18 protein-coding genes and 2 pseudogenes are annotated in these 22,972 nt (G+C 67.9%); 13 read left to right on the top strand and 7 right to left on the bottom strand.

Going from position 1 to position 22,972, the window contains the following annotated elements:
* Positions 1–4 precede the first annotated feature (4 nt).
* Complete coding sequence (locus Dsi01nite_RS52130; RefSeq protein ID WP_203853964.1) at positions 5–1,708, bottom strand: serine/threonine protein kinase; 1,704 nt, start codon at positions 1,706–1,708, stop codon at positions 5–7.
* A 104-nt stretch (positions 1,709–1,812) separates the two neighbouring features.
* On the opposite strand from Dsi01nite_RS52130, the gene Dsi01nite_RS52135 reads away from it, so the two are divergent.
* The 4 genes from Dsi01nite_RS52135 (at position 1,813) to Dsi01nite_RS59090 (ending at position 3,814) form a co-directional block, all read left to right on the top strand.
* The gene (locus Dsi01nite_RS52135) at positions 1,813–2,601 is read left to right on the top strand and encodes a hypothetical protein (protein WP_203853965.1); all 789 of its coding nucleotides are present in this window, start codon (positions 1,813–1,815) and stop codon (positions 2,599–2,601) included.
* A gap of 46 nt (positions 2,602–2,647) precedes the next feature.
* Positions 2,648–2,869, top strand: coding sequence for a hypothetical protein (locus Dsi01nite_RS52140; RefSeq protein WP_203853966.1), 222 nt, complete (start codon positions 2,648–2,650; stop codon positions 2,867–2,869).
* 9 nt (positions 2,870–2,878) lie between these two features.
* Positions 2,879–3,241 carry a tyrosine-type recombinase/integrase gene (locus Dsi01nite_RS52145; protein ID WP_275423503.1) on the top strand — a complete coding sequence of 121 codons (363 nt, stop codon included), beginning with the start codon at positions 2,879–2,881 and terminating at the stop codon, positions 3,239–3,241.
* Positions 3,242–3,691: 450 nt separating this feature from the next.
* Positions 3,692–3,814, top strand: a complete 123-nt coding sequence (locus Dsi01nite_RS59090; RefSeq protein ID WP_203853968.1) for an IS3 family transposase — start codon at positions 3,692–3,694, stop codon at positions 3,812–3,814.
* On the opposite strand, the pseudogene Dsi01nite_RS52155 reads toward Dsi01nite_RS59090, so the two are convergent.
* A pseudogene (locus tag Dsi01nite_RS52155) lies at positions 3,779–4,385 on the bottom strand (IS30 family transposase); the annotation flags it as partial. The gene Dsi01nite_RS59090 and the pseudogene Dsi01nite_RS52155 sit on opposite strands and share 36 nt — an antisense overlap.
* 492 nt (positions 4,386–4,877) lie before the next feature.
* Positions 4,878–5,174: a hypothetical protein gene (locus Dsi01nite_RS52160; protein WP_203853969.1), complete on the bottom strand. Its 297-nt coding sequence runs from the start codon at positions 5,172–5,174 to the stop codon at positions 4,878–4,880.
* Between the two features lie 553 nt (positions 5,175–5,727).
* Between Dsi01nite_RS52160 and Dsi01nite_RS52165 the strand changes: the two genes are divergently transcribed.
* Both Dsi01nite_RS52165 and Dsi01nite_RS52170 read left to right on the top strand, forming a co-directional pair.
* The gene (locus tag Dsi01nite_RS52165) at positions 5,728–13,500 is read left to right on the top strand and encodes a ricin-type beta-trefoil lectin domain protein (protein WP_203853970.1); all 7,773 of its coding nucleotides are present in this window, start codon (positions 5,728–5,730) and stop codon (positions 13,498–13,500) included.
* 121 nt (positions 13,501–13,621) lie between these two features.
* Positions 13,622–14,506, top strand: a complete 885-nt coding sequence (locus Dsi01nite_RS52170; protein ID WP_203853971.1) for a WD40 repeat domain-containing protein — start codon at positions 13,622–13,624, stop codon at positions 14,504–14,506.
* A gap of 229 nt (positions 14,507–14,735) precedes the next feature.
* Here the strand turns inward: Dsi01nite_RS52170 and Dsi01nite_RS52175 are convergent.
* A pseudogene (locus Dsi01nite_RS52175) lies at positions 14,736–14,936 on the bottom strand (DDE-type integrase/transposase/recombinase); the annotation flags it as partial.
* A gap of 62 nt (positions 14,937–14,998) precedes the next feature.
* Between Dsi01nite_RS52175 and Dsi01nite_RS52180 the strand changes: the two are divergent.
* Together Dsi01nite_RS52180 and Dsi01nite_RS58615 are read left to right on the top strand one after the other, a co-directional pair.
* Positions 14,999–15,271 (top strand): hypothetical protein, encoded by a 273-nt coding sequence (locus tag Dsi01nite_RS52180; protein WP_203853973.1) that lies wholly within the window; start codon positions 14,999–15,001, stop codon positions 15,269–15,271.
* A gap of 26 nt (positions 15,272–15,297) precedes the next feature.
* Entirely contained in the window at positions 15,298–16,704 is a 1,407-nt protein-coding gene (locus tag Dsi01nite_RS58615; RefSeq protein ID WP_275423504.1) for an IS6 family transposase, read from the top strand.
* On the opposite strand, the gene Dsi01nite_RS52190 is transcribed toward Dsi01nite_RS58615, so the two are convergent.
* Positions 16,697–16,939, bottom strand: a complete 243-nt coding sequence (locus Dsi01nite_RS52190) for a hypothetical protein (RefSeq protein WP_203853974.1) — start codon at positions 16,937–16,939, stop codon at positions 16,697–16,699. The genes Dsi01nite_RS58615 and Dsi01nite_RS52190 overlap by 8 nt on opposite strands.
* 118 nt (positions 16,940–17,057) lie before the next feature.
* Here Dsi01nite_RS52190 and Dsi01nite_RS52195 point away from each other — a divergent pair, with 118 nt between their 5' ends.
* Positions 17,058–17,195, top strand: coding sequence for a hypothetical protein (locus Dsi01nite_RS52195; protein WP_203853975.1), 138 nt, complete (start codon positions 17,058–17,060; stop codon positions 17,193–17,195).
* Between the two features lie 555 nt (positions 17,196–17,750).
* Here Dsi01nite_RS52195 and Dsi01nite_RS52200 read toward each other — a convergent pair.
* Complete coding sequence (locus tag Dsi01nite_RS52200; protein ID WP_203853976.1) at positions 17,751–18,854, bottom strand: hypothetical protein; 1,104 nt, start codon at positions 18,852–18,854, stop codon at positions 17,751–17,753.
* Between Dsi01nite_RS52200 and Dsi01nite_RS52205 the strand changes: the two genes are divergently transcribed.
* The 4 genes from Dsi01nite_RS52205 to Dsi01nite_RS52220 all read left to right on the top strand — a co-directional run bounded on the left by Dsi01nite_RS52205 (position 18,854) and on the right by Dsi01nite_RS52220 (position 21,562).
* Positions 18,854–19,255, top strand: coding sequence for a hypothetical protein (locus Dsi01nite_RS52205; protein WP_203853977.1), 402 nt, complete (start codon positions 18,854–18,856; stop codon positions 19,253–19,255). The two genes, Dsi01nite_RS52200 and Dsi01nite_RS52205, sit on opposite strands and share 1 nt — an antisense overlap.
* 266 nt (positions 19,256–19,521) lie before the next feature.
* Positions 19,522–19,827, top strand: a complete 306-nt coding sequence (locus tag Dsi01nite_RS52210; RefSeq protein WP_203853978.1) for a hypothetical protein — start codon at positions 19,522–19,524, stop codon at positions 19,825–19,827.
* Positions 19,828–20,219: 392 nt separating this feature from the next.
* Entirely contained in the window at positions 20,220–20,693 is a 474-nt protein-coding gene (locus Dsi01nite_RS52215; RefSeq protein WP_203853979.1) for a hypothetical protein, read from the top strand.
* A gap of 53 nt (positions 20,694–20,746) precedes the next feature.
* On the top strand, positions 20,747–21,562 hold the full coding sequence (locus Dsi01nite_RS52220) for a carbon-nitrogen hydrolase family protein (RefSeq protein WP_203853980.1): 816 nt from the start codon (positions 20,747–20,749) through the stop codon (positions 21,560–21,562).
* A gap of 468 nt (positions 21,563–22,030) precedes the next feature.
* Here the strand turns inward: Dsi01nite_RS52220 and Dsi01nite_RS52225 are convergent, their stop codons facing one another.
* A complete protein-coding gene (locus Dsi01nite_RS52225) occupies positions 22,031–22,972 on the bottom strand; it encodes a hypothetical protein (RefSeq protein WP_203853981.1) in 942 nt (313 codons plus the stop codon).

The raw sequence follows: 22,972 nt of genomic DNA on the forward strand, positions 1-22,972 counted from the left end.
GTCGTTAGTACAGCGTCGGATCGCCGAGAGCGCCTCGGGTCGAGCGCAGCGTCCCGATGAACGAGATCTTCAGGCGCAGGATCCCGGTGACGTTCACCGTCTTCTTGCCTCCGTCGCCGATGGTGAACTGCTGCTTGAAGATGATCTTTGTTTGGTTATTGTCCAACGCCGCGATCTGGATCGTCAGCGGACCCGTGCCGCTGCTCTTGTCGGAGATGCCAAACGTGGCCTCGAGCCTCGTGTAAGAACGGCCCAGGTTGAGCTCCACATAGGACTCCTGGGTCGAGCTGCATCCGAGCTTGCAGCTGGCCACCCAGCCGTAGGTGACCGGCACGCCGTTGATCGAGAAGTCCTGCGCGTTGATGCTCATGCCGAGGACGGAGTTCTCGCTGCGGGTGACGATGACGCCCGAGTCGTTCGCGGTGGGTCCGGCGATCAGCATGCCGACGACCTCACCGCTCGGCGTTGGGCCGGGCGTCGACGTGCCGGTGGCCGTCGGGGTGGCGGTCGTCGAGGCGGAGGGGTCGGCGCTCGGCGTCGGGCTCGGCGTCGGGCTCGGCGGCGGTGAGGACGCCCTCGACGGCGAGGACCCCTGCGCCCCCGCGGTGGGTGCGGCGCCCGCATCGTTGGCCCGTCCGCTGAACGGCTTGGCCACGAACAGCACCGTCGCGATCGCGAGGACGGCCGCCAGCACCCCGATCAGAATGAGCCTGGGGCGGTCGCGGGCGCGCGGCGGCGCTGGCAGAGCCGATGGCGTGAACGGCACCGTGATGCCGCGGTCGTACGGCGGGGCCGCGAACCCGTCGGCCGATGTCGTCGACGACAGCGTGTCGGTCAGGGTGCTCAGCCACTGGGAGAGGGGCCTGGGTCGCTGCTCCGGCGGGCAGCGCAGCGCGGTCATGAGGGTATGGGCGAGCTGTGGGCGCGCAGCGGTGGTCGACGCCCGGGTCAGCAGCCCTTCGATCGCCGCCAGGTCCGGCCCGAACCGGTCGACGGTCGGCGGGGCCTGCCCGAGGAGCGCGTGCACCACGGTCGCCACGAAGGCGAACCGATCGGATTCGGGCGTGGCCATGGCACCCCGCTCGAATAGTTCCGGGGCCGCGTACGCCCGCGTCCGTCCGGCTTGCCCGGTGTCGTCTGCGAGGCGCACGAGGCCCAGGTCGACTAGCACCGTTGAGCCGTCGGCGCGGCGGACGATGTTCTCAGGCTTGACGTCGCCGTGCGCCACTGGAACGTTGGTGCTTTCGCCGGAATGCATGTAGTCGAGCGCGGCTGCGACCGTCCGTAGGGCCCTGATCCGCTGAGAAGCGGTGGCGTTCGCCTGCTCGGCGAGCCAGTCTCCCAGGGTCTCGCCCTCGATGAGGCTCATGACGACGTACCGGAACGTCTCCCCCGTCGCGGGGCGGGCGGGGGGCGTGACGTGTGTTTCTCCGCCACCCTGCACCGTGTCGTCGATCTGCGTGGTTCTGTGCAGCCCACGGCGGTGCGGGCCGTACCCGACGAACACCCGGATCACCCGGACGATGCCCGGATGGTCAAGCGCGGGCAGCAGGTGGCTGTGGCGCATCCACCGCTCCGGGTCGTCGTTCGGTGTCGGGCGGAGAATCTTGATGGCGACCCAGGAAACCCCCTCACCGGAGAGGGGAACCGACGCCTTCCAGACCGAGCCCTCACCGCCCTGCCCCAGCACGGTGTTCAGTTGGTACATGTCCGGCTGCTCGGCTGGTCCCACCCAGTGACGATCGTCGTCCACAGATCTCCTCGACTGCAATCGGCGGCACTTGGCAGAGGGTCACCATATGATTCCGGCGAGTGGACGACATCGTCCGGCCGGGCGGCATCTCCTGGCCTATCGATCGCCCGATTCCGCAAACGAAGTCCCCCGGAGGCACTTTGCCCTACTACGTACGGACGCTCGAATCGCTCGAGGGACAGTGGCGGCAGGGAATGCGTCGGCCGGTTCTGCAAGGGCGGGAGATTCACATCGGGCGCAGCTGCGAGGTCACGATCGCGACCGACCCGCTGGACGGCAAAATCTCCCGGATCGCGGCGACCGTTACGCCCAGCGCCGACGGCTGGCGCATCGAGCCACGTAACCGTAACGGTGTCGTGCTGCATCTCTGGGCGCAGCCCCCGCGGGTGATCGCCCGCACGGAGACCGTGCTCTGGCCGCGCGTCGCGCTGTTCGTCAAGGGTTCCGCCGCGCACGAGCACTGGGTCCTGCTCGACGACACCGAGGCTTACACGGCGCTCGGCCCGCATACGACCGGCGTCACTGCGACCACCGAACTCCCTGCGCCGCTCACACCCTCGCAGCAGGAGGCCGTTCACGCGGTCTTCCACGAGGTCCTGGCCTGGCCGCCGATCCACAACGCCCGGCCGGACACCGTCGATGCGGCGGCGCGCCGGCTCGGCCGGTCCCGCACCGCCGTCAACCAGCGGCTGGACCAGGTACGCAAGCGAGCCGCCGGGCTGGGCCTGCGCCGGGAACCGGCCCTGACGGACCCGGAGTACATCTACGTACTTGCCCGCGCTGGCTACATCCTGCCCGGAGCCGCCGACCTCGACGAGCACCCCTCCGGCGCCCTACGCGCAACCTGACAATTGTCATCTCGTGCGACCCCGGGAACCCTGCTGTGCTGGTGCTATGACGGCGACCAAGCACCCCCGGGACCGCGAGCGGACCTCCATCATTGTCCGGTACGTCCATGCGACGGCCAACCGTAGCGTCCTCGCCGTGGCCGTCCTGACTGTGCTGAGCGTGGTCCCGGAATTGCGCGAGGTCGCCGCGCTGGCGATCGGCGTGGTAGGCGCCGTCACCACCGCGGCGACCGGCGTCGCGCTCGCCGCGGTCAAGCGCCGACGCTAGAGGCGTTCGGTGTCGACAATCGGTGTCAGGCCGCGGGCGAGGAGGGCGCTGGTATCCGGTTACATGTTCACCGGTCGGCAGGGTCAGCCGTTGCGGCGGGACAACGTCACGAACAGGTTTAACCAGCTCGCGGTCTCTGCGGGCGTTCGTCCGCTTGGCCCGCATCAGATCCGGCATGTGGTCGCCTCGAATCTGTTGGATCTCGGGTACGGCATTGCCGAGGTGGCTGAGCGTCTCGGTCATGACCCGGCGACATTGATGCGCTACTACTCGCGAGCCAATGCCGGGCGCCGGCGTCAGGCAGCGGACGACATCGCTGGGCTCATCACGCCGGACCTCGACGCGGCCGTCGGCGTGCTGAACGCAGCATGAACACGATCGTCCCGCGCGGGTCCGATCGACGACCGCAAATGCAGCGCGGACGGTGCCCCGTCGTTACCTCCGGACCAGGTTGTTGCATCCGTGGGCCGCGCTGTCCATCGTCCCGCGTGGGGCATGGCTTGTCGAACAGGCATTCGATGCGTGTTGCGGGTCGACGTGGTGGCCTGACGTGTTGCTGTGCGGCCTGGTTCGACAACACCCCGATCAACGAGCCGGCCCGCTCTGTGGGGAGCGGGCCGAACCAGATGCTGAGGTCCGCAGCATCCTTCTTTGCGGCGGAGCTGGACCGTCCGTCGCGAAGAAGGTCGAGTTCGTCGACTCCCAGAAGGAACACCACGGTGCCCAGCCGGTCCTGCAGGCGCTTGAAGACACGCCGGCACAGATCGCACCTACGCTGTCAAGACCCGACCCGCCTGCGCCCGGTCGATCCGTGACAACGAGTTGACCGCGCTAATCGAGCAGATCCACCAGGAGAACGACGGTGTCTACGGCGCCCGCAAGGTCTGGCATGAGGTGCCCGAGGCGGATTCAACCAGTCGTCGCAACACCGGTGTTCTGGAGTGATAGTAGCTGTTCGTTGAGGGCTTCGGCGGGCGTCTTCCAGCCGAGTGTCTTACGTGGACGGTTGTTGAGGCTGGCGGCGACGGCGTCGAGGTCGTCACGGTTCCAGCGGGCGAGGTCGGTGCCTTTTGGGAAGTACTGGCGCAGCAGGCCGTTGGTGTTCTCGTTGGTGCCGCGCTGCCATGGGCTGTGCGGGTCGGCGAAGTAGACCTGGACGCCGGTGTCGATGCGCAATTGGATGTGCTGGGCGAGTTCATTGCCTCGGTCCCAGGTCAATGTCCGGCGCAGTTGTTTGGGCAGGGTGGTGATGATCGCGGCGATCGCGTCGCGGACGGCTGCGGCGCCGTGGCCGGCCAGCGCTGGGCCGTTCTTCACGCGTGACTCGACGCCGTAGCCTTCCGTGAGCCTCGGCCGGTCGTTCGCTGATCATCACCTCGGGGGTGACCATGCCGTCGCGGCGTTGCCTCGCCCGCGCGCGTGGCACGCGCAGCGCACGGCCGGTGCGCAGGCACGCGACCAGCTCACGCTGCAACGCTCCACGCCCTTGAACGAACAGGGCCTGGTAGATCGAATCCCGCCGTCCCGACAGTGTGAGCTGGGAATATTCAAGTTCATGATGTACACATTGGACAGTTCTTGTTAGCGCGCGCTAACGGCGTCGCTAACATTAATTTAGTCTAAACTGGGCATAATGCTCTAGCCAGTGCCAGGTTGGTCCCTTTTGTGGGCGTCGCACTTGACGCAAAATCAAGTGCTGTAAGTGTCGTGGTGCCATCCGTTTAGCGTTCCGTTCGCGGTAGATGTTCACCGCCCGCACTGGCCACCAATGCGGCAGGTTAACGTCAGCAGCCGGCTCGCCGGCGACCGAGGGACGTAGCGGTGACGCCGCGCCCACGCCGCCGCGATGGCGGTTGAGGCCGCAGCCGCGACGGCCAGGGCAGCCACACGCCAGGCACCGACAGCCCCGACTCGCCACCCGGCGCGGGGAGTCGACCGCCGGTGGAGGTTGGTGGGGTGCCGCCGCGCGGGGTGTCCAGCGCCAGCGCGACGCCGCCGGCCACCGCGGTCACCGCGGTGTGCAGCGGCACCGGCAGTCGCCGCACCGGGTCCGGCCCGGCCTGCACCGCACCGCGACGACCAGATCGCCCAGCACCGTCCAGGCCGGGGTCAGCCACAGCAGCCACCCCAGCCCGATCCCGGCCACGGCCGCCCGCGGCACCGACAGTGGCTGCGCCGCCATCGCTGGCCAGTCCCAGACCACCATCGACTGCGCCATGATCAGCCCGGCCGGCGGCAGCCCCAACGCCCCGAGCAGCAGCACTGCGGCGAGTACCGAACGGGCCAGGCGACTCCACCACCTCATCGCCGCCCGGCCCCGCCTCCTACCCACCGGGCACTGCTCGGCCCGCCCTCGTCCGCGTACGGCCCGTCGCGCAACCCGACAGCCGCACCGGCCGGCATAACGCCGCCCCGCGGCCGAAACCACCGCCCCGCCGCCGACGTCCCGGACACTATCGGAATGTGTCGGCTGCAGCAGGCCCGAGCGCAGTGCAGCCGCGCCCGGAGCGCCCACCCGGCCCGCCACGACCAGGCGCACGCCGACCGCGACTGCGCCGGTCGCCCGCCACGCCCTATCGGCAACCGATTACCGGACGGCAATTCACCCGCCACGAAGCGTAATTGTTGCAGTGATCTGCACCACAAGTGTGGCGATCCTTGGAGTGTCCGACCTGCACTTGTCGATCTCGCCCCAATTTGACGCAGGGTGATCGATCTTATCGTCATCTATTGCTGGGCTGGGTCGGGGTCATACCGTGCGCTTGCATTTCGGCATTTCACGTACACGGGGAGTATCGATGTCCGCTGCACGCGTATGGCTGCGTCCTGTCCGCTCTGGCCGTTTCGCGGTGGGCACGGTGGGCACGGTGGTCGCGCTGGTGGCCTCGATCCTGGTGGCGGTTCCGGCGTACGCGGCGCCGCAGTCGGGCGGTGGTAAGGCTGCGGCGGCGCCGGGCAAGTCGACGCCGGTGTCGAAGGTTGCGGTGAAGGCGCCGGTGAAGTCGGAGTCTGCGGGTGCGGCGGTGAAGGCGTTGCCGCCGGTGGTGTGGCCGTCGGCGGGTTCGGCGGATGTTGACGGTTCGGGTGTGGGTGTGGCGCCGGGTGGGTTGCCGGTGCGGGTGTTGGCTGGTGGGCTGGCGGACGCTGCGCCGCGGACCCGGGCGGAGTTGTCGGCGTCGGCGGCGCGCGCGTCGGTGCCGGTGCGGGTGACGGTGGCTGATCAGCGGGCGTCGGCGGCGGCTGGTGTGCGGGGTGTGTTGTTGCGGGTGTCCCGGGCGGATGGCGGGACCGGCCGCGCCGACGTGGGACTGTCGGTGGGCTACGGCAAGTTCGCCGCCGGCTACGGCGCGGACTACGGGTCGCGGCTGCGGCTGGTGTCGCTGCCGGAGTGTGCGCTGAGCACACCGTCGGTGCCGGCCTGCCAGGTGCAGACGCCGATCGCCTCGGCCAACGACCCGGTAGCGCAGACCGTCACAGCGCAGCAGGTTTCGGTGGGCAGCGCGGCGGGATCCTCGACGGTGATGGCGTTGACGAGCAGCTCGTCGGGGACGTCGTCGGCGGCGGACTGGACCGCGACGGACCTGTCCCCGTCCTATTCGTGGGCGTCGGGTAGTGCGGGTGGGGACTTCACGCTCAACTATCCGTTGAAGGTGCCGGCGTCGCTGGGTGGGCCGCAGCCGGCGGTGTCGTTGGCGTATTCGTCGGGGAGTGTGGATGCGAAGACGGCGGCGAAGACCGGCCAGTCGTCGGTGGTGGGGGAGGGGTGGGAGCTTTCCGGCGGCGGCTATGTGGAGCGGTCGTACCGCTCGTGCGCTGATGCTGGCGGGTCGACTCCGGATCTGTGCTGGGTCAATGCTGCTGCGGTGACGTTGGTGTTCGGTGGCCGGTCGGTGAAGCTGATCCAGGACGGCAACGGGTGGCATGCCAGCAGCGATGACAAGCTGCGCATCGAGCGGGTGTTCGATACGAGCGCGACGCGCAACAACGCGGTGAACGGGGAGCACTGGAAGGTCACCACCCAGGACGGGACGCAGTACTTCTTCGGCAAGGTGCACCGCTACGCCGGGGACGTGATCCCGGGTGACACCGGCAATGTGGGGACCGCGTCGGTGCTGACCGAGCCGGTGTTGAACAGTGAGGGCACCGTCGACTGGGGCGCTAAGACGGCGATCGGCTGGGGTTGGGATTTGGTGCCGGACGCGGCGTTCAAGTTGGCGGATCTGGACGGTGACGGCCGTGCGGAGCTGATCAGCAAGGAGGACGGGACGCTGTACGGGGTCCGCAACTGCGGCTACTACGGTGACGGCACCGTCTGCTGGGGGGCCAGGGTAGCCATCCGCCCGGGTATGGGTGCGGTTGCCGACGCGGCGTTCAAGTTCGGGGATCTGGACGGCGACCACCGCGCGGACCTGGTCACCAAGGAGAACGGCACCCTGTACGGGGTCCGTAACTGCGGCTACAACAGCGACGGCACCGTCTGCTGGGGTGCCAAGACCGCGATCGGCTGGGGTTGGGGGGCGGTGCCGAACGCGGCGTTCAAGCTGGCGGATTTGGACGGTGACGGCCGCGCGGAGCTGATCAGCAAGGAGGACGGCACGCTGTACGGGGTCCACAACTGCGGCTACTACGGTGACGGCACCGTCTGCTGGGGTGCCAGGACAGCCATTGGCTGGGGTTGGGATTTGGTTCCGGACGCGGCGTTCAATGTGGCGGATTTGGACGGTGACGGCCGCGCGGAGCTGCTCAGCAAGGAGGACGGCACGCTGTACCGGTACCACAACTGCGGCTACTACGGTGACGGCACCGTCTGCTGGAGCGACCGGGCGGCCATCAGCTGGGGCTGGGGTGCGGTTGCCGACGCTGCGGTGCAGTACGCGGATCTGAACGGCGACCACCGCGCGGACCTGGTCAGCAAGGAGACCGGAACGCTGTACGGGTTCGGCAACAACGGATACAGCTTCGGGCAGGCGTGGCGGTGGAACCTCGACTATGTCGTGGACCCGCGCGGCAACTCGATGACCTACTTCTACGACAAGCTGTCCGGCAAGTACGGGCCGGCCGGGCTTTCGTATGACCTGTCGGCGACGGTGCGGCGGGTGGAGTACGGCACCCGTGCTGGTTCGGAGGCCGCCGGGACGGCGCCGATGCGGGTCACGTTCGGCTACAGCGAGCGGTGCTGGGCACCCAATTCCTGTGTGTGGCCTCCTGTCGCGGGCAGCAACGGTGGGTATGCCGATACCCCGACCGATCTGTACTGCGCTGTGAGTGTGAGTACGTGCCCGAACGTGTCGACGCCGATGCATTTCACCCGGTACCGGCTGACGGGGGTGACGACCCAGGTGTCCACCGGGTCCGGATACCGCAGCGTGGACCGGTGGGACCTTGCCCAGACGTTGCTCACCTCCGGCGACGTCATCTCCCCGGCGGGGGATGACACGGCGCCGAACCTGTGGCTGTCCGGGCTGACCCACACCGGTTACGCCGCTGACGGGGTGACGACCCAGGCGGAGCCGCAGGTGACGTTCGGCGGTGAGCGACTGGCCAACCGTACCGACTGGGGGAACAGCCTCGGTATGGCGCCGTTCAACCACTGGCGGGTCAACCAGGTCAACAACGGTGTCGGTGGGCAGACCCTCATCGACTACGACGACCCGGACTGCGTCAACGGCGCGCCGAAGATGAACGCGGACAGCAACCCGTCACGCTGTTTCCCGATGTTCTACAAGGGACCGGCGTCCGAGCCAGGCTTCGGGTACTTCAACAAGTACGTGGTGAAGTCAGTGACCGAGTATGACCTGACCGGCGAGTCGCCGAACGAGGTCACCTCCTACGCCTACTCCACCGACGGGTCCAGCGACACCGCGTTGTGGGCGCACGACGACGTCGACATCGCCAAGGTCTCGGAGACGTCGTGGGCGGACTGGCGCGGCTACCCGACCGTGACCACCACCCACGGCGCCGTCGCCGGGCAGCAGACGGTGACCAAGACGACGTATCACCGGGGCCTGTCCGGGGACGCGAAGAGTTCCGGTGACGGCACCCAGGTCCTGTACGACCAGCGGTCTGCGTTCATCCTGGAGCCGTTGCAGCCGGCGTCGGCGATCCCAGTCGCGCTTGCCGGCGGCAGCAACGCCAACGCGCTGTGTCTGGACATCGCGAACGCGGGTACGGCCAACGGCGCGCCGATCCAGTCATATCCGTGTAATGGTGCCTGGAATCAGGTGTGGCAGCGGCAGATCGACGGCAGCAACGCGTTGAAGAACCCGCAGTCCGGTAAGTGCCTGGACATCACCGGTGCTGGTACCGCGAATGGTACGCATGTGCAGTTGTGGCAGTGCACCGGTGCGGCGAACCAGGCGTGGCTGCGTCAGCCCGACGGCAGCTTGAAGAACCCGGCATCGGGTCGCTGCCTGAACATCAACAACTACTCGACGCTGCCGAACGGGTCGGTGGATATCTACGACTGTCATGGGTATTCGAACCAGTTGTGGATGCCGACGAACACCGGTGCGTTGCAGAACGTGCAAGGCAACCGCTGCGCCGACCTGGCCGGCGGCGGCTCCGTGAACGGCACGGCGATCGTGAACCGAGGCTGCACCGCCAACGACAACGTGGACAGCCAGGTATGGCAGCTGGAAGCCAACGGCACGGTGCGCAACCCGACGTCGGGCCGGTGCCTCACCATCAACGCCAGCGGCACCGCGAACGGCACCGGCACCTACCTGTGGGACTGCACCGCCGCACCGAAACAGATCTGGCAGGCACAGACCGACGGCAGTCTGAAGAACCCGTCCACCAACCGGTGCTTGGACTCCGGCGGCGCCGCCGGACCCAACAGCATCGTGTCCATCTGGGACTGCAACGGCAACCTCAGCCAGCAATGGGTCGGCCGCACCCCCGACAAAGCCGCCCTCAACGGCAACGCCCGCACCGAGTTCACCATGGACAACGGCACCATCACCGGCTACACCGTGCACAACTACACGATCACCCAGACCGGCTCCCGCCAGGCGTACACCACCAGCGGAGCGTTCATCCGGTCCTTCCTGACCCGGGAGACCCGCACCGACGAGGGCATCTCCATCGCGGCGACCTCGTCGTGGCGCTGGACGCGGAAGGAAACCACGTACGACAACGACTACGGCCTGCCGGTCACCGGGCATGACTACGGCGACACCGCTACGGTCTCCGACGACACGTGCTCCCAGATCGACTACGCCCGCAACGTGACACCGAGCGTGTACATGGTCGCGTACCAGTCGCAGACGGTCACCACCGACTGCGTCTCCAGTCCGACCGACGCCCACTTCCTGGCCGGAACCCAGACGTTGTACGACGGCAGCAGCACGCTCGGCGCCGCGCCGACCTTCGGCCTGCCGAGCCAGGTCAACGCCCTGACGTCGGTGACCGGCACGACGAAGACCTGGACGAAGCAGAGCCGGACGACCTATGACCCGTACGGCCGCATCCAGGACACGTTCGACGCCCTGGAACGCAAGATGATGGCCCGGTACACGCCCAGCAGCGGCGGTCCGGTCACCGCGACGACGGTGACGAACGCCTTGTCACAGTCGACGGTGACGACCGTGGAGCCCGGGCACGGTGTGCCGACGTCGGTCCTCGACGCCAACAACCAGACCGCGACCGCGCTGCCCGACGCGCTCGGCCGGCTGACGAAGGTGTGGCAGGCGGGCCGCGCGACCAACCTGACGCCGGACTACGAGTACACCTACAGCACGAGCAACACCCAGCCGAACGTCATCACGACGAAGAAGCTCGGCCCGAACGGCAACCAGATCATCAGTACGGCACTGCTGGACGGGCAGCTGCGCCAGCGGCAGACCCAGTCACCGGCCGCGACGGCCGTCGGCGGCCGGATCGTGGCCGACATCGCCTACGACGCCCGCGGCCTCAAACGGCAGGAGACGACGTTCTACAACTCGGGCACCACACCCGGCTCGGCGCTGGCCGCCTTCAGCAACACCGCCGTGCAGCAGCAGACCCGCCTGACCTACGACGCGCTCGAGCGGGTCACGGTGTCCGCGCGGTACGCTGCGGACGTGCTCAAGTGGCAGACGACGACCACCTACGACGGCAACAGCGTCACGGTCGTCCCGCCGGCCGGCGGCATCCCGACGCGGCAGACACTGGACGCGAGCGGCCAGGTCACGCAGCTGCGGCAGTACACCGCCGGCTCGCTGAGCGGGGCGTCGCAGGACACGGCCTACGAGTACGACCGGCTCGGCCGGCGCACGAAGACCACCGACCCGGCCGGCAACGTCTGGACGACCACGTACGACCGGCTCGGCCGCACGACCGCCGCGACGGACCCGGACGCCGGCAGCACGTCCTACGGATACGACCTGGTCGGCAACCAGACGAGCAGCACCGACGGGCGCACCATCACGCTCGCCTACACCTACGACGACCTCAACCGCCGCACGGCGGTGTACGACGGCATCACCAGCGGCTTCATGCGGGCGGCCTGGACGTACGACACGGTCTACCCCGGCGCGCTGGCCAGCTACTCGCGGTACACCAGCGGCGGCCTGACGTTCAGCACCACGGTCGACAGCTACGACGCGCAGGGCCGGACGCTGAGCGTCACGAACTCGCTGCCGTTGTCCTCGACGCTGCCGACGGGCTCCTACACGACGTCGAAGACGTACAACGCTGACGGTTCGCTGGCCACCCAGACGTTCCCGAACGCCGGCAATCTGGCGCAGGAGGTGGTGACGTACACGTACGACACCACTGGCCGTGCGCTCAGCGTGACCGGCCTGACCACGTACGTCGCGGACACCAGCTACTACGGGTTCGGGGCGGTCTACCAGCAGGTCCTCGGCGCCGGCACCAAGCAGGTCCGGCGCACCTCGACCATCGAGGAGGCGACCGGCCGGCAGACCGCCAGCCAGGTCGAGACGCGCAACCAGACCAACACCAACCTCTGGGACGTGCAGCTCAACGACGCGTACGGCTTCGACGACGCTGGCAACGTCACCTCGATCAAGGAGACCGGCGCCGCCGGTACGCTGGTGGCCAACCAGTGCTTCAAGTACGACGGGCTGCGTCAGCTGACCGAGGCCTGGACGACCACCGCCGCCGCCTGCCAGGCGACCCCCACCCAGGGAATCGTCGCCGGCACCGACGCCTACTGGAGCAGCTACTCCTACCAGCTGAACAACGGCAACCGCACCGGCGAGACGAAGCACGCCTCGGGCGGCAACACCATCCGCACGTACACCTATCCGACGTCGGGTCCCAGCAGCGTCCGGCCGCACACCATCAGCCAGGTCGCCGTCACCGGCGCTGCGACGGGCACGGACAGCTACAGCTACGACAACGGCGGCAACCTCACCGGCCGCAGCGTCACCGGCCAGCCGTCGCAGGTGCTGTCCTGGGACAACGAGGGCCACCTGTCCTCGGTGGTTGACTCGGCCGGCACCACGAGCTACGTCTACGACGCCGACGGCAACCGGCTGGGTGCCACCGACCCGCAGGGCGGCACGGTCTACCTGCCCGGCTTCGACCTGCGCCTGCAGGGCGGGACCGTCACCGCCACCCGGTATTACAGCGACGTGGCCAGCCGCACGCCGGCCGGGCTGACCTGGCTGGCCGGCGACCACCACGGCTCCGCGAAGCTCACGGTCAACGCCACCACGCTCGCCGTCACCCACCGGCGGCTGGACCCGTTCGGCAACCCGCGGGGTGCCGCGGTGACCTGGCCCAACCCGCGCGGCTTCGTCAACGGCATCGTCGACGCCTCCACCGGCCTGACCCATCTCGGCGCCCGCGAGTATGAGCCCACCACCGGCCGGTTCATCAGCCGGGACCCGCTCACCAGCCACGACGACCCGCAGGAACTCGGCGGCTACGCCTACGCCGGCAGCAACCCCACCACGTTCTCCGACCCCACCGGCCTGTGCAGGATCTGCGACACGGTCCGCAACGCGACCTCGAACGCGCCGAAGAAGGACATCAAGAAGATCAGCAAGTCCCTCCACGACAACGTGTGCAAGATCTGCAACGCGGCCAAGAAGGCCACACCGAGCGTCGTGGGCAAGATCAAGGCCGCCCTGGTCTACGAGAAGCCCGTCGGGATCGCCGCGGGACTCTCGCACAGGCCGATGTCGTCGGCCGAGCTCAAGACGTGCAAGAAGGACTGCTCGTTTGACGGGCCGAGCGGAACGGCGCTCGGGCCGTACCAGGCGGCCTGGTGCGCGTTCAACACGTCACCCGACTGTATCGACGGGATGCAGTCTGCCTTTGAGATCAAGGCCCTGGCTTACAAGATAGCCAAAGACAGGGGCTGGGATGCCGGGCAACTCAACGCCTTCCGCCATGGCCTGTGGATGGCCCTGCTGACGGGGTACTTCGGGTTCTCGGTCGACCAGGCGATGCACCTGGGAGCGGCGCACGAGTTGGACACCGACATCGACGGCATGGAGTGGGGGACTTACGATTCAGCCGTCGACATGCACAACAATCAGGTCGGAGCGCAACTCGGTGCGGACATGCGGGCGACCATGGGCGAGCAGTGGGCGAGGGACAACCGCTACGCCTTCTACGAGACGGTCGCATGGATGGTTCAGACGAGGCTGGATGACTTCAACTACACCGGCCATGAATAGTGCTGCGCCACGCGGATCAGAGGGCCGGCCTGCGGGCCGGCTCCTGCGGGCCCTGCTGACGGCGGCGGCGTTTGTGGGGGCCGCGGTCCTGCCGTCTGGCTGCGGGCTGGTGGTCGAGCCGGTGTACGTCTCGGAACTGGCCTGGTCGCCGGACGGGTACGTGTATTTCAAGCGTGATGTTGACGACGGCCCTGGCCAGGTGTGGCGGATGCGGCCCGGCGGGCGGGCCGAGGCGTTCCTGGACGCTAAGGCCCTCGCCGACCCCTGCGAGGGCAGCCCGGCGTACGTGAGTGTCGTGCGCGCGGTCGGCGACACCGCGTTGGCGGTGGGCTTCGAGTGCCTGACGTCGCAGGATCGGCTGTACGTGGTGGACCTGCGGACGCGGGTGATGACGCCGCTGCTGACCGGGGACGACATCCGCGACGTGGCGCTGGACGCGAGCGGCGCCCGTGGGTATGTGGCCCAGCAGCGCGGCAACTGTGCCTCCGTGGCCCGTTTCGGCGGCGGGGCGCTGCATGGGCTCGACGTGCGGGTGCCGGCGCTCACCGGCGAGTGGCGGCTGTTGGAGGGGTACGACGCCAGCGCGCGCGAGCACGACGGCTTGACCTGCGGCGCGGCGGGCAAGGCTGTGTCGCCGGCCTCGACCAGCGACGGGCGCACGGTTGTCATGGTCGTCACAACGGCGCCCCACGGCAGCGGTTTTCAGAGCTCGTCGATGGCCGACCGATACGACTGGCAGGCCGGCATCCTGGACGGCGATGCCGTCCGCCTGGTCGGTCCGACCCTCAGCGGCGTGCTGCGCCTCGCCGTGGCGCCGGACGGAGCGCGGGTGGCGCTGGTCCGCAACGGTGAGGACGACGGGATGCAGGTGTTCGGGCTGCCCGACGGCGAGGCCCGCGCGGTGGCCACCAAAGGCCGCGTCAGCGACCCGGCGTTCTCACCCGACGGCAAGACCATCGCCTACTGCAGCGACGAGACAACGATTCGGTTCGCCGCCGTGTCCTGATTCTGTGGTGCTGAAACTGGGGTTGACTCGTTTGACGGACAGGGTCGTTGAGGTGTCCCGCACCGGGCGCCGCAGCAGGTCGGCGCGCCCACACCGGTAGGGCAATCGCCGAACGGCTGGCCACCCGGCCACCCGGCCACCTCAGTGTGTGCCCGGTTGTCGGCAAGGGGGAGTGGCGCCGTTGCGTTGTGGGATCGGAAGACGCGTTGCCCCCGTGTCGGGTCCGCGGTCAGATCGCCCGGGCGAGTTCGGTAAACGCAGCGGCGACTCTTGTACCCGGCAGGTCGTCGACGGCGAGTTCGTAGTGTCCGCGGCGCAGGTTCTGCATGAAGGCGTGGCCGGCGATGATGACCTGTGCTGTCTTGTCCGTTCGTAGGCCGCGCATCGGTCTCAACCGCTGTTTGAGCTGACTGTGATCCTGTGGGGCTCGTAAATCTGGTTCGAAGGCTGTGACGTGCGGTTTTGTGCGAGGTCGACCGGACGAGGTCGACGATGATCCAGGCCATGAGTGCGTCGCTGGTGTACCTGCTCCTGCGTCAGATTCTGCAGATGTTGACGCAGCTGGCCCGGGACGGTGGTGCGAAGGATGTCGAGCTGCTGGGGTTACGGCATCAGGTGGCGGTGCTGCGCCGGCAGGTGCACCGACCCGACCTGCAGCCCGCGGATCGGGTGGTGTTGGCGGCGTTGTCGCGGCTGCTGCCCAGACCACGCTGGACGGCACGTTGCATTGAGCGTTGGCAAGATCGAGGCAGACTTGAGCGGTGAAGTCATCGACCCGATCTGATCCCTGGCTGCCTCCGAAATCGGCGTTCGCCGGGTTCCGGTTCCCGCCGGAGATCATCGCCGTCGCGGTGCGCTGGTATCTACGCTTCAACCTGTCGTATCGGGACGTTGAGGAGTTGCTGCTCGAGCGCGGCATGGAGGTCGACTACGTCACCGTGTTCCGCTGGGTGCAGCGGTTCACGCCGCTGTTCGCCGACGTCGCCCGGTTCTGCCGGCATTCGCCAGGCGACAGGTGGCACGTCGACGAGACCTACGTCAAGGTCAACGGATTCTGGCGGTACGTGTACCGCGCGGTCGACCAGTACGGCCAGGTCATCGACGTGCTGGTCTCGGCCCGTCGGGACGCCGACGCGGCCCGTCGGTTCTTCCGCCGGGCCCTGTCGGTGTTGAAGGTGACGCCCACCGAGGTGGTCAACGACGCCGCCTCGGTCTACCCCGGCGTCCTCGACGAGCTGCGAAGGGCCGTGCAGGTGCGCGGCGGCGCCGCCGTCGCCGGTGCCGGGTGGCGGCGGGTCGGTTTCGGCGCCGGCGGCGAGGATGCCTTTGACGGTGCGGTAGGACGGGTCCCCGACCGCGATCGCTCTGCTGCAGGCGGCTTCCAGCCGTGTCGGGGTGGTTTTGTCGGCCAGGCCGAGGACACCTTGGGCGGCGCGGAGCCGGAACAGGGCGTTGACCTCGAGCAGCCCGGCGATGACCTGCTGGCAGGCGGGGCCGATCTCGGCGGCCTTCGCGGCGCACTTCGGGTACGGCGCGGATGCCGCCGGGCCGGCTGCATAGGATTGACGCGTGTCATACGATCTTGCCGTCTGGGAGGGGACCCGCCCTCCAACGACTTCACGGCACGCGACGAGTTCAACCGCCTGTACGACCTCTACATGGGGTCGGACATTCCCGTTGCACCGGTGACCCGAGTCGCCGCATATGTGGACGCGTTGCTGGACAGATACCCGGATCTCGGCACCGGCGATAGATGGGACAGTCCCTGGGCGGCAGGGCCGCTCATCAACGAGGCCCGAGGACCGCTGATCTACTTCGCGATGGTGTGGAGCCGCTGCGAGGAGACGTCGGAGTTCGCCGCCCGGCTGGCGGAAGAACATGGCTTGAACTGCTACGACCCGCAGTGGAACCAGCTGCGCACGCCGTTTCGCGAGTCGTGGACCTTCGAGCTGGCCTCCGAGCACAGGCGTCCGTTCCGGGACCCGGACGCCGACCTGGTCCGCAGAGTTCTGGTGCACCTGTCCTCAGGCAACCGATACGCGGTGCTCACCAGAGCCGATGGTCGATACGTCAAGGTCGGCTTGGGCGAACAGGCCGGGAGATTTGCCCTCGAACAGCAGGACGGCACCGTCGAGCTGACCGAGGTCGACGATGTGGTCCGGGCCTTCGTCGGGTTCCTGGAAGAGCGGGTCAGCTGAGCCGTGGGATGCGGCCGCGGGCGTGCAGCATCCGGCGGACCACGTCGGCGTGTTCCGTCATGCACGTACCGACGGCCGGTGCGGTATCCGACGCCACCTTCTCGGCCCGCGCCAGGTAGGCGTCGTCGTCGCCGTACAGGTCGGGTGCGGCGGGCCCTGACCGCGACCGCGCGGACCCACACGTCGGGTCGTCGCCAAGCAGGGTCTCGATTTCGGCCTCGACGTCGCCTGTCAACAGCCGTCAAGATTGACGGCTCGAATGCGCCTGCGTCAGTCGCCGGGCTGGTCCTAGACGCGTCGGATCTGCGGCGATCGTTGCTCGCTGCGGCCTCAGAGTGGCCGTGGTGTCAGCGGTGTCGCTGGCACCGTGGATCGAGCATTACCGGCAACGGCTTGTCATGATCGGCGCGGACCTGGTCCGGTCGGCCGTGCCAGGCAGTGTCTCGGACGCGACCGTGTTCGAGACGCTGTCGTACCGGCAGTTTGTGTGAGTGCAGTGGCGCAGACTGACGGGTTGATAGTGTTCGCCGCGGACCAGCGGTCCAGGCGTTCGGCGAGCAGGCCAGACGGACCCTCGCCGCGTGCAAGCAACGGAAGTCCTGCACCTCGACGTGGTCGCCGGGCGCTGACCGCAGCCTGAACCAGCAGAGCCGTCGGGCACCTCTTCTGCGCGCGCAAGGTTGGTATGGACGCAGTATCAGGAGCGGCACTTGATTGGAGCGCGCTAACAATGCGCTCACAGCGGAGATCAACTTCAACCGGACGCGGAAGTATGACGCAACACCGGCCAACACGCAGCAGTGTTAATATGAGGAGGTCACTTGGATGTGGGAACACCGGCCGACACAAGCCGACACTCCACAGTGGAGCCGTTGTAAGCCTGGGGGTCAAGGGGTCGTGGGTTCGAATCCCGCCGTCCCGACGCAGGTCAGAGGGCTGATCCACTTTCGGATCGGCCCATTTTGGCGTCCTGGGGACCAGATCGGTCAAGTGTCGCTCGCGTAGCGCACCTTGACCGCCGTCAAGGTTGGGCGGAGGGTCGACGATCATCCGTGAAATGTTTGCCATCGGATGCCGAGGTGGCGGAGCGGCTCAAGGTGTGCGCGGTGTCGGGCGCTGATGAACGCGTAACAGGTGGCGTCATCGCGCGGGGAGAGCTGCACGACGAGGCCGCCGCCGACATGGAATTCGACATCGGTCGAGGGGAACCATCCGTTTCGCAGCGGTATGCGTCGGAGTCCTCGGGTGAGTTGTTGTGCCTCGTCGGCGGTAAGGCCGGCGGTAGCGAGGTAAGGGCCGGTGAACGACGCTTCGCGCAGCGCGAAGAGCAGCAGGAATGTGCTCAGGGGATGAGGGTCGATGATCGACTCGCCTGTACAGAGCCAATATGCCACCGCCGGATCGGGCGCGGTTGGGTCGACAGCAAGCGTGAAACCGCCCTGGTTCTCGCCGCCGAACGTAAGCCAGCCGTCCTCGCGCACGCGCAACGTGCTGAGCGGGTACAGCGCGTCCTGCCGGCCGAGGATCTCGTCGCGGCCGGCCGCTGTGGCGTGGAACGCGGCGAGTGGTGCGGGAATCGGCTGCTGTGACGGCTCCGCGTGGTTGTCGACCGGCGGCACGTCGGCGTACCAGCCGGTGATGAACTCGTGGGTTGCGGCGACCGGGTCGTCCGGTAAGAGGTCCAGCCACGCCGTTGCTGCAGTGGGCGGCGCGGGCCGCGGCGGCCGTACCTGGTCGAGCGCATCGAATGGCAGCGCGTGCTTCAGGCTGAGCCGGTACTCGATGAGCTGCTCCTCGTCGGGGTCCCAGCCGCCGCCGCTGCAGGTCATGGGACCCAGCGGCACGCAACCCTCGTGAACGCGCACGAATCCGTGCAGCCCGTTCTGTGTGGCCGGGCTGCGGTGTCCGCGGTGGGTGAGGTCGTGGTAAAGAAGAGTGTTGACTTCGTCCGGAAACGGACCCGTGAGTTTGAGGAGTTCGCGATCCTGCACGGCGGTGCCGTGCGGCCGGTCGCCGGGCTCGACCACTACGATGAACACATCCGGGCCAAGCACGTAGGTCGCGAACAGCGTCCTGTATGCCCTGGCCCCAGCGCCGGCCAATGCGACGACATCCGACTCGGTGACCAGATTGAACCCGTCACCGGCCATTGTCGGCCCCTGACCTATTCGGCAACATCGGTGAAGGGCATCGAGCGCTGTTGCGGGTGATTCCGAGGTTCGTCGAACGTCTGCACGCCGCCGGCGTCGCCGGCATCGTTCTACCCGCGTGTCCCGGCTGCCACCGCGTTGTCCGCATCGACAAGCCGCTGGATGGAGTCCGGGTCTGCCGCACCTGCATCGCGCACTCCCGCATCGAGGAATGCTCCCGCTGCAGCGCCCGCCGCGAACCCGTGACCCGCGATCCGGGCGGCAGCCCGATCTGCGCCAACTGCTTCATCACCGACCCCGCGAACCTGGAGACCTGCCTCGGCTGCGGTCGACGCCGCAAGGTGAACCGCCGCCTCGCCGACGGACCGCTCTGCCCGACCTGCCACGCACTGCGACGCTGACCTGCTTCCTCTGCGGCGACACCACACCCTGCGGAATCTCCCACACGACCGGCCGCCCCTGGTGCCCGGCCTGCCAACGCCGAACGGCGAACTGCTCACGCTGCACACGTCTTGCCCCGATCGCCGCAGGAACCCTGACCCAGCCGATCTGCGCCGACTGCGCACCGGCACCGGCCTGGCTCGACTGCCCCGCCTGCAGCGACCCCGACCATCCGAAGCCCGGACGGTGTGAACGGTGCCGGATCAACCGGCGCCTGGACGAGATCATGGGCCCGGCCGGAGCCGACCTACCCGCCGGCCTGCTGGCCCTGCGCCACGACATCGCCACCGCCGAACACTCCATCACCGCCAACCGGTGGCTGACCAAGCAACCCGCCGCCTCGGTCCTGGCGGATCTCGCCGCCGGGCGGATGCCGCTGACTCACGAAGCATTCGACCAACTGCCGAAACGCCCGGCGCTCGAGCACCTGCGCCTCACCCTGGTCGCTGTCGGCGCCCTGCCCGAACGCGACGAGGAACTCGTCCGCCTCGAACAGGCACTCACCTACTTCCTCGCCCGGCAAAAGATCTGAACCGCCGCAGAATCCTGCACCGCTACCTGATCTGGAACCTGCTCCGCCGCCTCCGCAGCCGCAACAACGGCCGCCGCACGACCCGCCAACAAGTCCTGCGCATCCGCCTGCACCGACGCGCCGCAGAGGCCTTCCTCGACTGGCTCGACGCCCACCACCTCACCCTGGACACCTTCGGGCAGCCCGACCTCGAACGCTGGCAGAACGACCCCGCCGGAAGCTACCACTACGAGACCGCCACCTTCATCCGCTGGGCGCACGCCAACAAGCTCACCAGCGCTTACCTCAAGGCTCGACGCTGGCAAGGCCCGGTCAGCGCCCTCGACGGCGATCAACGATGGACGACCGCCCGGCAGCTACTGCAGGACGCCACCAGCGACGCCGACGACCGCTTGGCCGGTCTCCTGCTGCTTCTCTACGCCCAACGTTCGTCGACCATCGCTCTGCTGACCACCGACCAGATCACCGACACCGGCGACGACGTCAGCATCAGCTTCGGCCGCACACCCATCCGTCTGCCTCACCCCGTCGACGACCTGGCCCGCGAGGTCGTCGCCACCCGCAAAGGCCACGCCACCATCGGCGCAGCCGCCCCATCACGCTGGCTGTTCCCCGGAGGACAACCCGGCCGGCCCACCAGCGCCGAACGGCTCAAGCTGCGACTGAACCAGCTCGGTATCCAGCCGAACCCGGCCCGCAGCACCGCGCTGTTCCAACTTGCCACCGAGATTCCCGCCGTGATCCTCGCTCGAACCCTCGGGATCAGCGTCAACTCCGCCGTCCGCTGGCAACAGATCTCCGCCGGCGACTGGGCCAGCTACGCCGCCGACCTGAGCAGCCGACAACGTCCGCCACGAGCTCAGTGACTGGACCCGGCGGGGGCGGCCGTTCGACTGTCCTTCAAGATTGTCGAGTGCAGATGTCCATCTTGATCGCCCAGGTCCCCGTCACCTGGAACATCGATGCCAACCTGATCACAGTGCGCGAAGTTCTCAGCGAGACGCACCCCGGCGACGTGGTCGTTCTTCCCGAAGGCATGCTCTCCGGCTACGGCGAGGACCTGGCACACCTGCACGCAATGGACCCCGCAACGGTGAACCACGCCGTCGCACATACGGCGCAGTTCGCCGCACAGAAGCAGGTACACATCTTCTGCGGATCGCTCCTACCTGACGATGGCGGGTGGTGCAACGCTGGCCTGTTCTTCCCCGCAACCGGCCGCTACCAGATCTACCGGAAGATCAACCTCGCGATGAACGAGCGTGGCCAACTGACCCCCGGCGACCGCCTGCCGACCATCGACATCCCACACGCCGACGGGAACATCACCGCAGGCATGCAGCTCTGCCGCGAGATCCGCTTCCCGGAACAATGGCAATACCTGGCCACGGCCGGGGCTCAGCTGTTCGTCTACCTCACCAACGCCGCGAACACCCACGAAGCCGAGGGCGTCTGGCGAAGTCACCTCATCAGCCGGGCCGCCGAGAACCAGCGCTTCCTGGCATCCGCCAACATCGCGCATCCAAATCAGCACTGCCCGAGCATGGTGGTGTCCCCACGCGGCGAAGTGCTCGGCGAACTTCCGGCCGGTCGCTCCGACCTGTTACGGCGCACCCTCGACATGAACGAGACCGCAAACTGGTACCTCGGACAACGCCGCCAGGACGTGGTGTCCCTGGAGTATCACAAAGAAGGTCTGTCCGAACCAGGGCTCGCCTCGACGACCGACTGCTGATTCCGAGGACGCCTCGTCGAAGGCGCATTGCACCCAGTGCTACAACTTGCTCCCACTGCGGCGGTTCATCCGATGGGGCGCTCGCCATCGTTGCTGTCCTGTCCGCTCGAACCCTTCGGATTCCGGACCTACTTTTCGGATGATCGTTCGGCGTCCGGACTTACCGTTCGGGTGCGTCGTGGGCGCTGTCGAAGATGGGCAACGACGAGCGGGGTACGCGGGGGTCAAGCCTATCGGTGATCTTGGGCTTGAGCATGAAGGGCACCGACGGCCGGCGCGCATTGTCAGGCGGCATGAGCGCGCTCTCGGCCGGGTCTGCCCGGCCGAGTGATCCTGCGCGGAGGTTCGGGCCGCGACTGCGCGAGCTGTGTGCGCCAGTGGAGGAGCGCCCTGGCGCCGGTCTTCCACGTCACCAGGGCGTTCGCCGTTCCACAACTGGCCCTCTCTGCGCGCCAGCTCGAAGCTTGCCTATTGCGGTGTTGGCGCGGTGCTGTTGCGGCGGGACCAGGGCTCTGCGGGATCGCACCGGCCCTGGTTCGACCTGTAGGCCAATTCGAACCTGTAGTTCGACGTGGGATTGACAAGCTTGCCCGCAGGGTCGGTGTAGCAGTGGCCCTCTGGCTGATCGTTGGCCGGTCGCCGGTCGATTTCCGCTCCGCTGGAGTCGTAGCTGATGAGCACGCCCGCACCAGGGTTGGTCCGGCCGTCGCTGAACACTACGAAGGTGCCCCCGGCGAGCCGCGCGGTGCTCTGGTGGCCAGCGCCGTCGTCGAGGACGACTCGGGCGACGCGCTCGCTAACCCGACCAGCCGCGTCTATGTAGCCCCCGTTCCGATCCGTTGACCTGGCGATTTCCAACAAGATCGGCCCCGGTAGCCATTGCGAACCGTCCCGGACTCCGAGTGCGATGCCCAGCGAGCCGTCGTCGGTGATGAACTCTTGCGGTTCTGGACCCTCCTTCACAGCCGGCCCGACGATGCAATAGATGAGACTCGATTGTGCCTGGTAGATGACGATAGCGCCGCGGCCCGGCTGTTCAATGTAGTTGAGCACGGTGGGCGGAGCGTTCGCCGGCCACGTGGCGAGTGCCCCCAAGCCATCATCTTGGCTGGCCAATGTGAGGCAATGTCTGGCGGCATCCCGTGTGCCGGGCGACAGCACTCCATCACCGATTGCGTACACCGCGGACGGTTGGCTGGATTTGGATGGTCCACTGGTGCCCACCCACACGATGGCGGCGCAGGCAACCATCGCCAACCCGGCCGCCGCTATCCGTACCGGTCGCCTACGTCTGATGGGACGGCGGCGGTCACCTGGCTCTGTGATGGCGCTGAGCAGCCGGCTTCGCATGCGTGCGTGTCGATCCGCGGGAATATCCCGTTCTGGTGGGAGCAGGTCGATGCTGCTCAT

Origin of the sequence: Dactylosporangium siamense, from assembly GCF_016862795.1 — a bacterium.
GTDB classification, from domain to species: Bacteria; Actinomycetota; Actinomycetes; order Mycobacteriales; family Micromonosporaceae; genus Dactylosporangium; species Dactylosporangium siamense.

Bases quoted from the DNA above. Each gene is read 5' to 3' on its own strand.
- Dsi01nite_RS52180 (WP_203853973.1), top strand. From the start codon at position 14,999: ATGATCCAGGCCATGAGTGCGTCGCTGGTGTACCTGCTCCTGCGTCAG.
- Dsi01nite_RS52225 (WP_203853981.1), bottom strand. From the start codon at position 22,972: ATGAGCAGCATCGACCTGCTCCCACCAGAACGGGATATTCCCGCGGAT.
- Dsi01nite_RS52210 (WP_203853978.1), top strand. From the start codon at position 19,522: ATGGGCCCGGCCGGAGCCGACCTACCCGCCGGCCTGCTGGCCCTGCGC.
- Dsi01nite_RS52160 (WP_203853969.1), bottom strand. From the start codon at position 5,174: ATGAGGTGGTGGAGTCGCCTGGCCCGTTCGGTACTCGCCGCAGTGCTG.
- Dsi01nite_RS52220 (WP_203853980.1), top strand. From the start codon at position 20,747: ATGTCCATCTTGATCGCCCAGGTCCCCGTCACCTGGAACATCGATGCC.
- Dsi01nite_RS52140 (WP_203853966.1), top strand. From the start codon at position 2,648: ATGACGGCGACCAAGCACCCCCGGGACCGCGAGCGGACCTCCATCATT.
- Dsi01nite_RS52130 (WP_203853964.1), bottom strand. From the start codon at position 1,708: ATGTACCAACTGAACACCGTGCTGGGGCAGGGCGGTGAGGGCTCGGTC.
- Dsi01nite_RS52200 (WP_203853976.1), bottom strand. From the start codon at position 18,854: ATGGCCGGTGACGGGTTCAATCTGGTCACCGAGTCGGATGTCGTCGCA.